At 38.9% G+C, this 14,744-nt stretch carries 12 protein-coding genes; 5 read left to right on the top strand and 7 right to left on the bottom strand.

Annotated elements, in window-relative coordinates; all coding sequences use genetic code 11:
- Window positions 1-110 precede the first annotated feature (110 nt).
- A complete protein-coding gene (locus A8B79_RS11405) occupies window positions 111-770 on the top strand; it encodes an MIP/aquaporin family protein (RefSeq protein WP_066222601.1) in 660 nt (219 codons plus the stop codon).
- Here the strand turns inward: A8B79_RS11405 and A8B79_RS11400 are convergent.
- Both A8B79_RS11400 and A8B79_RS11395 read right to left on the bottom strand, forming a co-directional pair.
- Window positions 751-2,151 (bottom strand): sensor histidine kinase, encoded by a 1,401-nt coding sequence (locus A8B79_RS11400; protein WP_066222598.1) that lies wholly within the window; start codon window positions 2,149-2,151, stop codon window positions 751-753. The two genes, A8B79_RS11405 and A8B79_RS11400, sit on opposite strands and share 20 nt — an antisense overlap.
- Complete coding sequence (locus tag A8B79_RS11395) at window positions 2,148-2,849, bottom strand: response regulator transcription factor (RefSeq protein ID WP_066222591.1); 702 nt, start codon at window positions 2,847-2,849, stop codon at window positions 2,148-2,150. Before A8B79_RS11395 ends, A8B79_RS11400 begins: the two co-directional genes overlap by 4 nt.
- 95 nt (window positions 2,850-2,944) lie before the next feature.
- On the opposite strand from A8B79_RS11395, the gene A8B79_RS11390 reads away from it, so the two are divergent.
- The 3 genes from A8B79_RS11390 (at window position 2,945) to A8B79_RS11380 (ending at window position 5,227) form a co-directional block, all read left to right on the top strand.
- Window positions 2,945-3,742 (top strand): SDR family oxidoreductase, encoded by a 798-nt coding sequence (locus tag A8B79_RS11390; protein ID WP_066222588.1) that lies wholly within the window; start codon window positions 2,945-2,947, stop codon window positions 3,740-3,742.
- A 75-nt stretch (window positions 3,743-3,817) separates the two neighbouring features.
- Window positions 3,818-4,675, top strand: coding sequence for a TolB family protein (locus tag A8B79_RS11385; RefSeq protein WP_066222586.1), 858 nt, complete (start codon window positions 3,818-3,820; stop codon window positions 4,673-4,675).
- Between the two features lie 12 nt (window positions 4,676-4,687).
- Window positions 4,688-5,227, top strand: a complete 540-nt coding sequence (locus A8B79_RS11380) for a hypothetical protein (RefSeq protein ID WP_066222584.1) — start codon at window positions 4,688-4,690, stop codon at window positions 5,225-5,227.
- A gap of 4 nt (window positions 5,228-5,231) precedes the next feature.
- On the opposite strand, the gene A8B79_RS11375 is transcribed toward A8B79_RS11380, so the two are convergent.
- Window positions 5,232-6,152 (bottom strand): DUF58 domain-containing protein, encoded by a 921-nt coding sequence (locus A8B79_RS11375; RefSeq protein ID WP_066222579.1) that lies wholly within the window; start codon window positions 6,150-6,152, stop codon window positions 5,232-5,234.
- Between the two features lie 92 nt (window positions 6,153-6,244).
- Here A8B79_RS11375 and A8B79_RS11370 point away from each other — a divergent pair, with 92 nt between their 5' ends.
- Entirely contained in the window at window positions 6,245-6,802 is a 558-nt protein-coding gene (locus A8B79_RS11370; protein ID WP_066222575.1) for a hypothetical protein, read from the top strand.
- 99 nt (window positions 6,803-6,901) lie between these two features.
- On the opposite strand, the gene recQ is transcribed toward A8B79_RS11370, so the two are convergent.
- From recQ to A8B79_RS11345, 4 genes are all read right to left on the bottom strand, one after another.
- A complete protein-coding gene (gene recQ / locus A8B79_RS11365) occupies window positions 6,902-9,538 on the bottom strand; it encodes a DNA helicase RecQ (RefSeq protein ID WP_082894158.1) in 2,637 nt (878 codons plus the stop codon).
- A 113-nt stretch (window positions 9,539-9,651) separates the two neighbouring features.
- The gene (carB, locus tag A8B79_RS11360) at window positions 9,652-12,480 is read right to left on the bottom strand and encodes a carbamoyl-phosphate synthase large subunit (RefSeq protein WP_066222572.1); all 2,829 of its coding nucleotides are present in this window, start codon (window positions 12,478-12,480) and stop codon (window positions 9,652-9,654) included.
- Window positions 12,481-12,686: 206 nt separating this feature from the next.
- Window positions 12,687-13,802 carry a glutamine-hydrolyzing carbamoyl-phosphate synthase small subunit gene (carA, locus tag A8B79_RS11355; RefSeq protein WP_066222569.1) on the bottom strand — a complete coding sequence of 372 codons (1,116 nt, stop codon included), beginning with the start codon at window positions 13,800-13,802 and terminating at the stop codon, window positions 12,687-12,689.
- 564 nt (window positions 13,803-14,366) lie between these two features.
- A complete protein-coding gene (locus A8B79_RS11345) occupies window positions 14,367-14,708 on the bottom strand; it encodes a hypothetical protein (RefSeq protein WP_066222564.1) in 342 nt (113 codons plus the stop codon).
- Window positions 14,709-14,744 lie beyond the last annotated feature (36 nt).

Raw genomic sequence — 14,744 nt, 5'->3', positions numbered from 1 at the left:
TCGACAATAACGAGCCATTTAGTTTCCAAAGTTACTTAAAAACTAAACAAGTAATGCCGATAATTAGGTTGCAATTACAGAATACTCGAATTAGCTTCCGAAGCTAACTAATGAAGGACAAAATTGGTTTCTTATTGGGTTTAAAAAATAAAAAATACCTGGTTGAGTTTATTGGCAGTTTCTTTCTGGTTTTGGCTTATGGTCTATCAGGAGATGCTTTTGCTATTGGATTTATCCTGAGTGCGCTTATCTATATTGGTGCACTAACATCCGGAGCTCACTATAATCCTGCGATCAGTTTAGGTGCATTTTTTCTAAAACGAATTTCAGCGTCAGAGTTTTTGGGATATGTAATTGCTCAGATCATCGGAGCTTTTTTAGCTGCTGCAACAGTTCTTTTTATTTCTTCTTCCGTCTTTTATGTTGAAGCTCCGATAAACTCACTGTTCTATAATCAACTAGGAGTTGAAACACTCCTGACTTTTGTGCTCGCACTTGTAGCTTACGTTGCCTGGATCGGTAACCCCAATCATAAAAGTGTAGCTACTTATTCCTTTGTAATGGGTTTTGCATTGGTAGCACTTTTTATAATGTCTCAGAATATATCGGGTGGAATTTTTAACCCTGCATTATCACTTGGCACTTCTGTTTTGGATTATTTTCTGGGAGGTTCTTCTTACAAAGACATCCCTTTATATACTATTGGTCCTTTTTTGGGGGCAACTATGGCAGCTTTTATGTATAAATTTATTATCGAGGATGAGTACTGAGCGTAAAGCTGAATGTACTTCCGGCACCAACCTCGCTAGCTACCATAACTTCAGACTCATGAGCTTTTAAAATTCTTTTCACTACCGCAAGCCCTAAGCCTGTGCCTCCTTTATCCCTTGAACGCGCTTTATCTGTTCTGTAAAATCGATCAAACAATCTGTCGAGATGTTCCTGAGCAATCCCAATTCCTGTGTCCTTCACGGAAACAGTAACTGCATTTTTATGCTCTTTTAAAGACACAGCTATCTGACCCTCATTTGTATATTTGATAGCATTTGAAAGTAAATTCTCGATCACTTGCTCAATCTTATCCGGATCACCAAATACATTCGACGTCAGATCAGAATCCACAGTAATATTAATTCCTTTTTCTACTGCAATTGGCTTGTGGATCTCTATGAGACCATCTATAATTTGTTTGAGATCGAATTGTTTCTTTTCAACAAAATTTTGATCGAAATCGTATTTCTGAAGCGTTTTAATTTCCTCAAACAATCGAGTGATACGGTTTATTTGCCTTTTTGCTTGCTGATGATATTTCGCCTTATCCTCATTAGAGAGATCCTCTAATTCTATCATCTCCAGAGATCCTGAGATCGTATGAAGAGGGTTTCTCACTTCATGTGTGATATCAGCAAAAAACTGATTCTGCTTCTCATTCAGCTCTTTCAGTTTTTCGTTGTCAGATTTCAAAGTACCCGCCATTTGGTTCAGTGAATCAGCAAGTGTACCAAACTCGTCAGAACGTTTTAAATGAATTTCCCTATCTAAATTCCCTTTCGATATATCCAACGCAGCTTCTTTAAGTTGCGTGATCGGCTTGGCCAGATATCTCGCAAAATAAAAGCTCACGATAAATACAACCAGAATAGATCCTACCATAGCGCCGTATATCAAATGACGAATACTAGCCTCTGCTGCATATAACTCATCTTTTGGCTGGCTGATTCGCAAATATCTTGCCGCTGTTTCATTATTTTGAATCCGCTCAAAAGCCACCAGGTTTTCAAGCTCTTCTTTATTGATGATGACAGGTTTATCGTTAGCAATGAGTTCTGTTCTGACTTCATCATTCAAAAATTCCGACGCATCCATAAATCCCGTATCCGGATAGGCGATCAATTGCTTCCCAAGAGAATCAAACACCGCTACGTTATATCCGGTTAAATCAGATACAAACTTAGCTTCACTGAACAAGTTCTGATCCTGCCCGGGTCCTTCAAAAGAAGTTGCAAACGTATGTGCATCATTTTCAAATTTTTGGATAGCTTCTTCCAACAAAAATGAGCGTATACTTAAAATAGCATATGAGCTTATTACCACCACTCCAATACTGAGCAAGGTAATGTAAGTAACCGCTAATTTGGATTGGATATTCATCGCTTTAAATACTCTCTGTTAAAACCATACCCAACACCACGGTAAGTTTTTATAAGCTTTTCCTCTTCTTTCATTTTGATGCGAAGATTCTTGATATGCACATCTACAGTCCTGTCAAAAATATACTTCTCTTCATCTGTGATATGTTCTAAGATTTCAGCACGTGAGTACACTAATTTAGGGTGCTTAAAAAACAATTCTGCGATCAAGTATTCTGTATGAGTAAGATCTATCAACTCTTCATTGATGAACATCTGATTTGTTTCCGTGTCCAGATATACATGGTCATATTTCAGCCAATGTGCTTTTTCCGGATTCATGCGCCTCAATTGAGATTCGATCCTGGCTTTTATAAGATTTAAACTTGCGGGCTTTTTTATATAATCGTCTGCTCCCAGGTTCAATCCTTCAATTTCATCTACTTCTTCATCCTTTGCTGTCAAAAAAAGAACCGGGATATCAGCTAGCACGGGGTGCTGCCGAATATGCCTGCAAATCTCTTTACCATCATGATTTGGAACCATGATATCTAATATCGCCAAATCGATCTCATGAGCTTTATCTTCAATAAGCTCAAGAGCTTTTTTACCTTCCTGAGCCCATAATACTGAATAGTCCTTCAGTTCCAGAAAGTTGGCCAGCATCTCTCCTGATTCAATTTCATCTTCAACAAGTAAAATGGTTTTTGCTTCCGTCACTGTTCGGCTATAAATTTGTGTTCTCCTTAAAAATACTAATATTAGCGGTTCAAATTTAACGGAATACAAAAACTTTCCATTCTCTTACTTGATTAATGAAATACACTAACAAAACCGTCTGGATAACCGGAGCTTCTTCAGGGATTGGAGAAGCACTTGCAAAGGCTTATTACAAAAATGGAGCGAATCTAATTCTCTCTTCGCGCAGGCAAGATGCTTTGGAAAAAGTAAGGGCAACACTCAATGACGATCATTCCCGAATAAAAATTCTTACACTCGACCTTTCTCTATCGGATACTTTTGCCACTAAAACTGCAGATGCATTATCACTTTTTGGTTCGATTGATGTTTTGGTTAATAACGGAGGAATAAGCCAACGTTCTATTTTCGAGGAAACAGATCTTGATACAGTCCGCAAGATCATGGAAGTAAATTATTTCGGATCTGTTGGATTAACGAGAGAAGTTATTCCTCATATGATCAAACGAAAGAGTGGGCATATAATAGTTACCAGTAGTGTTGCCGGTAAAATAGGTACTAAATATCGAACCGCATATGCCGGAAGTAAACATGCCGTTCAGGGTTTTTTTGATTCGCTCCGTCAGGAAATGTACGAACACAATGTTGCAGTTACGCTGATCTGTCCGGGCCCCATTAAAACTAATATTACCAAAAATGCTTTAACCGGTGACGGAACTTCTTTCGGTAAAATGGGCGACATGCACGATACTGCTATGGATGCGGACGAAATGGTTGCAAAAATATGGAACAGACTTGTTTCAGAAAAAGATGAGATCGTTGTTTCAGGCTGGAAAGAGCGGATGGCTCTCTTGGTTAAACGTATTTCGCCTGCACTTCTGAATAGAATTCTTAAAAACAGTAAAGTAGTTTAGATAAAATCGATGAAGGTACAATTTATTACTTTGCTGACCTGCTGTTTCCTGATGATCTCAGCCTGTTCAAAGACAATGAATCCTGAAATTGTCTCACAAACTGAAACAAATTCCCAAATACAGCAATGTTCTGATAAGATCATTTTCTATTCAAATAGAACAAATAATGGTGATCTTTACGCTTTTGATCCGGTTTCATTTGAAACAGTTGCATTTTTGGTGGCTGATTCTGCAATTGGAGCGCCCGTATTTAATTCATTCAACAATACATTGATCTTTGCTCAAAAAAGTACAACCGGCAGAGATCTATACAGCAAAAATATTGACACAGATCAGATCACATTTCTGATTTCAAACCCGGCTGGAGATGAAGTCCCTGATTGGTCACCAATTGAACATAGCATTGTCTACTCTTCTGAAATCAGCCAGCAAAATTATTCACTTATTGTCAAAAATATTGACACCGGTCGAGAACAGGTCTTATATAAAAATGCCAAGCAATCCTATGATCCTGTATGGAGTCCTGACGGAAACCAAATTGCTTTTGTAGTAACAGACTCCGTTTTCAACGCTGACATCGCAATTATTAATTCTGATGGAAGTGGTTTCAGAAACTTGACCAATAATTTGAAGCTTAATGGCCATCCTGACTGGAGCCCTGACGGAAGTGAAGTACTCTTTTATATTTATCAGGATGGTGATGCTGATCTTTTTACTTTAGAGATCGAATCCGAGAGTTTAACACAACTTACCTTTGACTCCTCTAATCAACTTATAGGAAGATTTTCACCGGATGGAAAAAAAATAGCCTTTGGTGGAGTAGTTGATAATGATTGGGAAGTTTTCATAATGAACTCAGATGGAAACGGTAAAGAACAAATCACTTTTAATCCCGGTTTTGACGGGGACCCTATTTGGATTCCTTGTAACTAAATAAGTATTGCAATGCCTCAATTTAAAAATTTAATTCTGATAGCATTACTCAGCCTTGTTCCTGCTTTTTCATTTGCTCAGAACGAAACTGACTCAACAAAAATCTCAAAAAAAATTGAGACAACTTTTAATATTGCACCCGCCGGAGCTATAGAATATACAACCCCTCAAAAATACGGGGTCTCTTTTAATCTTTCTTTCGGTACAAAAACCCGTGAAATACGGTATTACGGGAACAATCCTCCTTTATCATCCCAATCTTTAAAAGGAGTCAATCTGGAAGCAGGCTTATACAGAGGAGGATATCGTTTTGGAGCGTCCTACGTTAATTTAACTTCTTCCATGGTCGGTGCTGCCGGTACCAGAATCGGATTCGTTTATTTAATGAACAATAGCTTTTCAACTGTATTAAAAAGTTCAAATTTGATTGGAATTGAAGCTGAACTCTATGCTTTTTATAAATTTAAAATTGGACTTTTAAAAGCTACAAATGAAGATGTATATATCCCGAGTTTAGGCTTTGGTTTTGCAATAGGACCTAATCTTTTTTAAAGATCTAGCCTAACCTTCTTCTTTTATTCAGATAAGCCAGCAATGCTTTATCAAAACCTGATTCCGTATCCATTTCTTCGTAATCGATCTCAAATTCACTACACGCCATTTTAAATTTCTTCGTGTGTTCTTCCACTTTGGCTATGTAATCTTCACGAATCTGAGCAGGCATTACCTCCAACTCGGCACCCGTTTCCAAATCCTCAAACACAAATTTGTTGTCAGAAAAATCCAGTTCCCGCTCACTTCTTTTTTCCAGCGTATTAAATAACAGAACTTCATGTTTGCGATGTCGCAAGTGTTTAAGTGATGATATCAGTTCATCATGTGCTTCTACATTTTCAAACAGATCTGTTATTATCACAACCAAACTTCGGTGGTTTAATCGCTCTGCTACTTCATGAATTACTGATGCGGTTGCTGTAGTTCTCTTGAGCTCATCTTTCTTTCCTTCCCTTATCAATTCTCTTTCAAGCTCCAGGTAAATTTGCCTTAAATGAGCGTATGTACCTTTAGCCGGGATAAAGCTCTCAATTTTTGAGGAAAAAGGGATAAGCCCACAAGCATCTCTCTGTCGGTGCATCAAATATAAAAGTGAAGCCGCATAGTGAATTCCATATCTGAGCTTACTCCACTCACCAAAATGTTTGAACAACATAGATGAGCTGGTATCCAGCAAAACATAGCATCGAAGATTTGTTTCTTCTTCATACTGCTTTACATAAAACCGTTCTTTCTTTGCGTACTGTTTCCAGTCAATGTGCTTGAAATCATCACCCGGGTTGTATGGTCGATGTTCTGCAAATTCAACGCTAAATCCGTGATATGGACTTTTATGCAATCCTGAAATAAATCCCTCTACAATTTTTTTTGCACGCAGCTCAAGCGATGATAATTTTGATAGTATATCCGGTTCTAAGATCATGATTTAGTTTACAAGTTCTACTCTATAAATGAAACTTTGGTATGGCTTAATAATTTTGAATTTTTAATTCTTAATTTTTAATTATTCAAGCCATGAAAAAAGTATTCATTTTAGCACTTCTATTTACCCCGTTTGTTCTTTTTGCCCAAAACTCAATTCAGTTAGAAACTCAGGCTTATCCGGCAGGTATTATTCCCGGTGTTCGTTTTGACTTTAATATTGGTAACAACTCTTACTTAACTTCCCGAATTGGATATAATTTTACGGATCGACAAGATTTTGGAAAAAATGATAATGAAGAAGGTGGGGGTCCGGGCTTTGGAATTGGTTATGTAAAATCTGATTTCATAACTCAAAATCTATCCGCTCACATAAGAACCGATCTTTGGTTTATGGATATTGATTGGAGGGATTCACAAACCATTTGTGGCATAGCACCTCCTTGCTTTGAACAAGATATAAACGGGACTAGCAAGATCATTATACTCCAACCAACGATTGGGATTGAATACAATATTCCTTTTTCCGCAAACTTGTTTCTGAAACCAAGCCTTTCTTTTGGTTATGAAATAAACATCAAAACCAAAGGCAGAGAAGTCGGTGAAGGTGCAATTCTATTGATTGGCTTGAATGTAGGACATCGCTTTTAAGAGTACTTTATAAACTCTTCCAAAGTTATACTTTCTTACTTTTCGTAAATGACCCCAATCCCAACTCTGGAAGAGTTGAGATTGGATTTTAAATAGAAACTATTGTTTCTCCTTAGCCAAATAATAAAGTTGCATTACTCTAAGCTCATCGTATCCGATCTTCTTATTCAAGTCGTCATAAACAGGGCGTAACATAAGTGGGTTTTTCTTATCAAAAGATTTCATTACCTGATCTCTTTGTCTAAGCGAAAGCTCTGAAGCCTCAAGTAATCCTTCCAATCTCAAAGTATTTCCATCATCCAGAAAATCCTTTAAATGCTTGAGAATGGTCATATCCTTAACCCCGTGTTCTTCAGCGAGTAATTCAACAGATTGACCGGCATTAAATGCCTCGCCAACGATCTCAAATTTTTGCCCGCCTGTCTTTTTCTTGATCTGCTTGGCTATAGATTTCTTCTTTTCTTGTTTACCATGTTCGGCTGCATAGTTTTTAATCACGCCAACGAACGAGTCTCCGTATTTCTCCTTTTTAGCTGAACCCACTCCGTACAATGGCTCTAAACTATCTTTACTTTGAGGATAGAAGTAGGACATTTCCACCAACGTTGTATCCGGAAAAACAGCGTATGGCGGGATATCCTGTTCATCAGCAAGTTCTTTTCGTTTTAATCTGAGTATATCGAAAAGAGCTTCGTCATATTCGTTTTCAATTTCTGATGACGTTCGAACTACCGCTTCTCCTTCAAGCGATGTTTTGCTTCTGTCCATAGTTCCGAACACATTTTCAGTTCCATCAAGAACAGCAAGTGCAGGCTTTTGCAGTTTTAATCCTCCAAATTCTCCTTTGCTGATATATTCCTGACGGAGTAACATTTTTGAGACCTGCATCCATTGATCTTTGGAAAACTCTAAGCCAATTCCATAAGTAGAAAGCTTCTCATGCTCATTCTCAAGAATCTTTTTAGCTTTTGATCCTCGTAGTATATCCGCAATATGAGTAGCTCCAAATTTCTCTCCACTTCGAATGATCGTTGATAAAAACTGTTGGGCTTGTATGGTCAGGTCTTCAACATCGTCATCTACAGAAAGACAGTTATCACACATCCCGCATTCATCTTTGGGGTAAGTCTCCCCGAAATAAGCCATCAATGGTTTTCTTCGACATTCCAAAGACTCCAGATATTTTTTCAACTGCTTCAAATGCTTTTCAGCAACTTCTCTTTCCTGTCCTTTTTTCTTGTTGATGAAATACTGGATCTTTTGGGTATCTGAAGAACCGTAAAGAAGTAAACAATCTGCTCGAAGTCCATCACGCCCGGCACGACCAATTTGCTGATAATATGACTCTATATTCTGTGGCATATCGTAGTGCACAATGAATCTCACGTTCGATTTATTGATACCCATTCCAAATGCTATCGTCGCCACAATGATCTGCACATCATCGCGGATAAAGGCTCGCTGATTTCCTGCTCTCATCCCATCGCTTAATCCCGCGTGATATGGCTTAACGGAATAGCCTTCATCTTCCAGCGTTTCTGAGAGCTCATCAACTTGCCGTCTGGAGAAACAATAAATGATCCCTGATTGCTTTTTTCTCGTGAATAAGAAATCAAGTAATTGATTAACCGGATCTTTTTTGTCTACTACTTTCAAAAACAGATTGTCGCGATCAAAACTTGAAATGAATTCTTCGGAATCATCAAATTTCAGAATATTCTTGATGTCTTCCTGAACACGTGGAGTTGCAGTAGCGGTCAAAGCCATACAAACTGCGTCCGGAAAATCCTCTCTTAAAGCTGCGATCTGTCGGTATTCAGGACGGAAATCGTGTCCCCATTCTGAAATACAGTGTGCTTCATCAATCGTAAAACAATCTACTTTCAGATTAGAAAGCATCTCTCTTGTCTTCTCCATCATCAATGTTTCAGGAGCAACATAGAGCATTTTCACTTTACCTGAAGTAATTTTGCGTACGTTAAAGTCGTAGACTTCCGGACGAAGTGAACTATTCAGATATACAGCATCAACGTCATATTCTCTGAGCTGATCTACCTGGTCTTTCATCAATGAGATCAATGGAGAAATTACGATGGTCAAACCATCAAACATCATTGCCGGAATTTGATAACAAAGAGATTTCCCTCCCCCTGTCGGCATTATTACCAATGCATCTTTTTTGTGTAAAACCTGATTTATTGCCTGTTCTTGCTGAAGTCGGAAAGCCTCATATCCAAAGGTTTCCTTAAGAATACTTTTTGCCTCGTTGATCACTGATTGCATTGATTTTTGATCGCTGATTTTTTGATTTAGACAATTCTCACAAAGAATTGCTTTTCTATTTGTTATTACTCTTTTCCACTCTAAACTCGGAGCACCGAAGTTAATCAATAATCCGACTTCAAGCCTGTAAGCTTTTAAATAATTTAAAATTTGTGAATAGTGCCTTTGCTCAAGTTCTTTAATCGCTTTTAATTCAACTAATATCTTATCGAAAACGACAAAGTCTGCTCTTCCGGCTCCAACTTTATTCCCATTATAAAATATCGGAAACTCTTTCTCCCTATCAAACCTTAATGAAGTGTTATTCATTTCATCAGCAAGAGCCCTCTGATAAATTACTTCCTGAAATCCATTCCCGATTTCTGAATGAACTTTCATCGCACACTTTAATACCAGCCCTGTTTCTTTACTGAACTTATACTCTTTACTTACAAACTCTTTTTCTTCAATCATCACCTTTACATTTATCTTACATATTATCCAGTAAGACAAATTCAGACGGATTCCTTACAAAAAAAGATCTTAATCAGCGAAAATCACGTCCTGATCAACGAAATCATCAATCCTTATTTGGACAGATAAAGACTCTTAAACTCAAATGGTTTTCTGAAGTGTTCATCTTTAAAGTCTTTAGCGAAGTAGATACTTTCACCCGTTGATTTCATTTCCGGACCGAGTTCCTTTTTTACGCCCGGGAATTTATCAAATGGGAATACAGGCTCTTTGATCGCCCAGCAATCCAGCTTGGATTTCAGATCGAATTCTTTGAGTTTTGCTCCCAGCATCACTTTTGTACCGATAGCTGCTTCAGGAACCTGATTCGCTTTCGCCAAAAATGGAACTGTTCTGGTTGTTCTCGGATTCGCTTCCAGCACATATACTTTCTCGTCCTTCACTGCATACTGAACATTTAAGAAACCAAGAATTTCCATTGCATCAGCAATTTTTTCCTGATGATCCCGAATTGTTTGCATCACTTCTTCGCTCAATGAATATGGAGGCAATACAGCTGTAGAATCACCTGAATGTACTCCTGCAGGCTCAATATGCTGCATCATTCCGGAAATATGAAGTTGATCTCCATCGTACACTGAATCCACATCCACTTCTATGGCATGCTCTAAATACTTATCAATTAAGAATGCATTCTCCGGATGGGTTTTCAGAATTCTGGTTACATATCGTTTCAGTTCTTCTTCTTTCACCGCGATTCTCATTCCCTGTCCACCCAATACATAACTAGGGCGAATCAACACCGGATATCCGATTCTTCTTGCGATCTTTAAAGCTTCTTCTTCATCAAAGGCCGTTCCATATTCCGGGAAAGGAATATCTAGTCTTGTAAGCAGATCCGAAAACTGTCCGCGATCTTCTGCAAAATCGATCATCTCAAAAGCGGTTCCAAAGATCTTGATTCCGGCATCAACAAAACGCTTTCCGAGTTTTAGCGCCGTTTGACCTCCAACCTGAATGATCACACCTTCCGGTTTTTCATGCTCGATGATATCCAACACTCTTTCCCAATACACAGGCTCAAAGTAAAGCTTGTCTGCAATGTCAAAATCTGTGGAAACAGTCTCCGGATTACAGTTTATCATGATGGCTTCGTAGCCCATTTCTTTCGTGGCTAAAACAGCATGCACACAAGAGTAATCAAACTCAATGCCCTGTCCGATCCTGTTTGGACCGCTTCCTAAAATGACTACTTTTTTGCGATCGGTGACTTCACTTTCGTTCTCACCTTCATAAGAAGAATAGTAGTACGGCGTTTTAGCAGGAAATTCTGCCGCACAAGTATCCACCAACTTGAAAACCGGCTTTAAACCTAAACTCTTTCTTTGATCGCGAACTTGTTCATCCGAAACCTCTGCACCGCTCTTGCTCAATAACCAGGCAATTTGTGTATCAGAAAAACCTGCTTGCTTGAGTTCAAAGAAATCATCTTTGTCGATGGTTTCCAGAGTTTGTCCTTCGGTTCTGTTTTCAAGCGAAACCATATATCTGATCTGCTGCAAAAACCATGGATCAACTTTAGTAATGTCTGCTATTTCTTCTACTGAAGCTCCAAGTTTAAATGCGTTTCTGATCTGAAGCGAGCGATCCCAATACGGCTTCATCAGGCGTTCGCTGACGTGCTTACGATCCAGTTCTTCGTAACCATCAGCACCAAGCCCGTCTCTGCCAACTTCCATTGATTGCCACGCTTTATTTAGCGCTTCAGGGAAATTTCTACCGATGCTCATCACCTCGCCTACCGCTTTCATTTGTGTAGAAAGCTCTTCATCAACACCAACAAATTTATCAAAATTGAAACGAGGCACTTTGCAAACCACATAATCAATACTCGGCTCAAAACAAGCGGAAGTATTTCCTGTGATCTGATTTTTGAGTTCATCCAGATTGTAACCTACCGCTAATTTAGTAGCCACTTTCGCGATCGGATACCCTGTTGCTTTCGATGCCAGCGCCGATGAACGACTTACTCTCGGATTGATCTCAATAGCTACAAACCGATCGCTTCCGGGTTCCATAGCAAACTGCACATTACAACCTCCCGCAAATGTCCCGATAGAGCGCATCATTTTTATAGCTGCATTTCTGAGGATCTGAAGTTGCTTGTCCGTTAAGGTCTGTGTTGGTGCAACCGTTACAGAATCTCCGGTGTGAACTCCCATCGGATCCATATTTTCGATAGAACAAATGATCACCACATTGTCGTTGGAATCGCGAAGTAATTCTAGTTCGTATTCTTTCCATCCAAAAATACATTCTTCAATAAGTACAGAATGAACCGGGCTCATTTCAAGCCCCCGAAGCACCATTTTATCGAAATCTTCTTCGTTCCAAACAATTCCGCCACCGGCACCACCCATGGTAAATGATGGACGAATCACGATCGGCAAACCACCTAATTCTTCTTTGATCTCTTTGGCATCTAACAGAGATTCTGCCTGTCTACTTTTACATTGCTCAATTCCGATCTCTTCCATTTTATCCCGGAAAAGCTGGCGATCTTCGGTTAATTCTACCGCATCAATGTCAACACCAATGATCTTTATTCCTCTTTCTACCCAGAAATTTTCTTTTTCCAGATCGCGACAAAGATTCAATCCTGTTTGTCCACCCATTGTTGGCAGAACTGCATCAGGTTTTTCTTTTTCTACAATTTCTCTGATCGAATCTGTAGTCATTGGCAACATATAAATAGAATCTGCCATGATTGGATCTGTCATGATCGTTGCAGGATTTGAGTTGATCAATACGATCTCATAACCCTCTTCCTGTAAGGATCGACAAGCCTGAGTCCCGGAATAATCAAATTCGCATGCTTGCCCAATTACTATAGGTCCTGAACCAATAATTAGAATTTTATGGATATCGTCGCGTCTTGGCATTTTTTCTTCTTAGTATGTTTTTGAAGATTATAGTCTTCTTTTGTTTTTGAATAATTTGAGCAATAAGTAAATCCCCCTTACAAGGGGGCTCAAAATCTCGTTCAGAGATTTTGCGGGGGATGTTTAAGTTGAGTAAACAATCAAATTAAACATCCCTCAGAACAAATCGGGAACTACCGATTTGTTCGTCTCCCCTCGAGGGGAGATTAAACCTCAATTCCTTTACCTTCTTTCATCATATCAATGAATTCATCAAATAAATAAGCCGAATCGTGTGGCCCGGGCGATGCTTCAGGATGGTATTGAACTGAAAACCCGGGGAAATTCTTAAACCTCAATCCTTCCACGGTACCATCATTTAAGTTGATATGAGTTACTTCTGCAACCTCATCTTTTACGCTTCCTTCTGTCACTGCAAATCCGTGATTTTGAGTAGATATCTCAACCAATCCCGTTCTTAAATTTTTTACGGGATGATTTGCTCCGCGATGACCTACAAACATTTTTCCTACTTCAATTCCTTCGCTTAAAGCCATTAGTTGATGTCCAAGACAAATTCCAAACAGTGGCTTACCTGTCGATTTAGCATATTCAACTGTTTCCAGTGCATATTCTGCGGTGGCATTAGGGTCTCCGGGTCCGTTACTGAAAAAGAATCCATCTGCGTCCCAATCTTTAATCTCTTCTAAAGAAGTTTTAGCAGGAAATACTCTTAATGTACAACCTCTCGCGTTCAGACTGTTGATGATGTTCTGTTTAATTCCGTAGTCAAATGCGGCTATTTTGAAATCACTTTCACCATTTACTGTCTGTGCTTCATTTCTGGAAACCTTTGAAGCCAGCTCAAGTCCGGTCATGTCTTCCCAGTCTTTCGCCATTTGAACTAGCTTCTCTTCATCCAATTCTGTGGAAGAGATAACGGCGTTCATCACTCCTTTTTCTCTGATGTGTCGAACCAATTTTCTGGTGTCTACGCCTGAAATACCAACTACTTCCTGATCTTCCAAATATTCCTGAAGACTACCATCTGCCATTGGATTGCTGAATTCATGAGAAAAAGCTCTGGTAATAATTCCGGCCACCATCACTTTTCTGGCTTCATCATCACGCGACATGGTTCCGTAGTTTCCAATATGCGGATAGGTCATCATCATCAATTGGCCATGATAACTTGGATCTGTGAATATTTCCTGATAACCGGTCATCGAAGTATTGAAGCAGAGTTCTCCGCCTGTAATACCTTCATGACCAACCGCCCATCCATGAGCTATGGTTCCGTCACTAAGTGCAAGGATTGCTTTTTTTCGTTTAGGAAGCGACATAAATTTAGTTAGTAGTTATTGGTGAAGAGTTTAATGTGGTTACTGACAAAGCTAACTTTACCCTTTTGACCCACCCCTCAATCCCCTCCGGGGAGGGGAAGCTCTTTGTTTTAGATAAAAATTTGATTCCGGAGTCTTCTCCTCCGAGGAAAGGAAATAGAGGAGAGGGTTTTTGGGAAGTTAAAGTGTCCTGAAATTTATCCTCTAAATAAAATATCAAAAAAAATCCGACTACGAAGACCGCGCCGGATTGGAAAATGATATGATAAAATGGGAATGGCATCAATTGCACGTCCTTAATTTTGTGGCGTGCTTTGCCGGGTTTTCAAAGCTGTAAATTGCTGACACTTTAATTTCTTTTGTAGCTTTGTTTAGAGTTCGATGAAGATAAGAAAGGTGAGGATTGGATTCAATTAGAAACCTATTCTATTTATGACAATCCTTATTCTTTTTTCCGATTAGCCAATCGAACTATCAGATAAATACTTCCACCAAAAATAGCTAGTGTTATCGCTATCATTATTAGTTCTGTACTTCCTAATGAACCCATAATTATATACTCCTTTATTTCTTATTGATACTTTGACCTAATAAACTTCCACTCAAAACCGCTAGTCCGCTTACTAAACCTCCTACAATTCCTGTAATTAAAATCACAAGTATTGGAGACCCAGCGCCCAGCATTTCAGCAATCCTTGTTGATAAAACTCCATCGTTGGCTAAATGGATATAAAGTGCCTGTCCGCTCCAAAGCAGAAATAGAGCAAGAAAACCAATTCCAAAGGCTTTTCCGGAAGACGGTTTCATTTGAAAGCCCAGAACAAATCCGGTTATCGCAATTCCCCACCAGGGAAGAACGAGGTTTATGAGATAGGCAGTGATTATTAAAAGTATCAGTAAGATCATTCTATTAGTATTTAGTACTTAGTATTGAGGAAAGCT

It is taken from the genome of Balneola sp. EhC07, assembly GCF_001650905.1.
GTDB lineage: Bacteria > Bacteroidota > Rhodothermia > Balneolales > Balneolaceae > Balneola.
Note: the sequence above shows the minus strand (reverse complement) of the source record. Positions and strands in the feature narration are given on the sequence as shown.

Bases quoted from the DNA above. Each gene is read 5' to 3' on its own strand.
- A8B79_RS11405 (WP_066222601.1), top strand. From the start codon at position 111: ATGAAGGACAAAATTGGTTTCTTATTGGGTTTAAAAAATAAAAAATAC.
- A8B79_RS11400 (WP_066222598.1), bottom strand. From the start codon at position 2,151: ATGAATATCCAATCCAAATTAGCGGTTACTTACATTACCTTGCTCAGT.
- A8B79_RS11390 (WP_066222588.1), top strand. From the start codon at position 2,945: ATGAAATACACTAACAAAACCGTCTGGATAACCGGAGCTTCTTCAGGG.
- A8B79_RS11385 (WP_066222586.1), top strand. From the start codon at position 3,818: ATGAATCCTGAAATTGTCTCACAAACTGAAACAAATTCCCAAATACAG.
- A8B79_RS11380 (WP_066222584.1), top strand. From the start codon at position 4,688: ATGCCTCAATTTAAAAATTTAATTCTGATAGCATTACTCAGCCTTGTT.
- A8B79_RS11375 (WP_066222579.1), bottom strand. From the start codon at position 6,152: ATGATCTTAGAACCGGATATACTATCAAAATTATCATCGCTTGAGCTG.
- A8B79_RS11370 (WP_066222575.1), top strand. From the start codon at position 6,245: ATGAAAAAAGTATTCATTTTAGCACTTCTATTTACCCCGTTTGTTCTT.
- recQ (WP_082894158.1), bottom strand. From the start codon at position 9,538: ATGATTGAAGAAAAAGAGTTTGTAAGTAAAGAGTATAAGTTCAGTAAA.
- carB (WP_066222572.1), bottom strand. From the start codon at position 12,480: ATGCCAAGACGCGACGATATCCATAAAATTCTAATTATTGGTTCAGGA.
- carA (WP_066222569.1), bottom strand. From the start codon at position 13,802: ATGTCGCTTCCTAAACGAAAAAAAGCAATCCTTGCACTTAGTGACGGA.
- A8B79_RS11345 (WP_066222564.1), bottom strand. From the start codon at position 14,708: ATGATCTTACTGATACTTTTAATAATCACTGCCTATCTCATAAACCTC.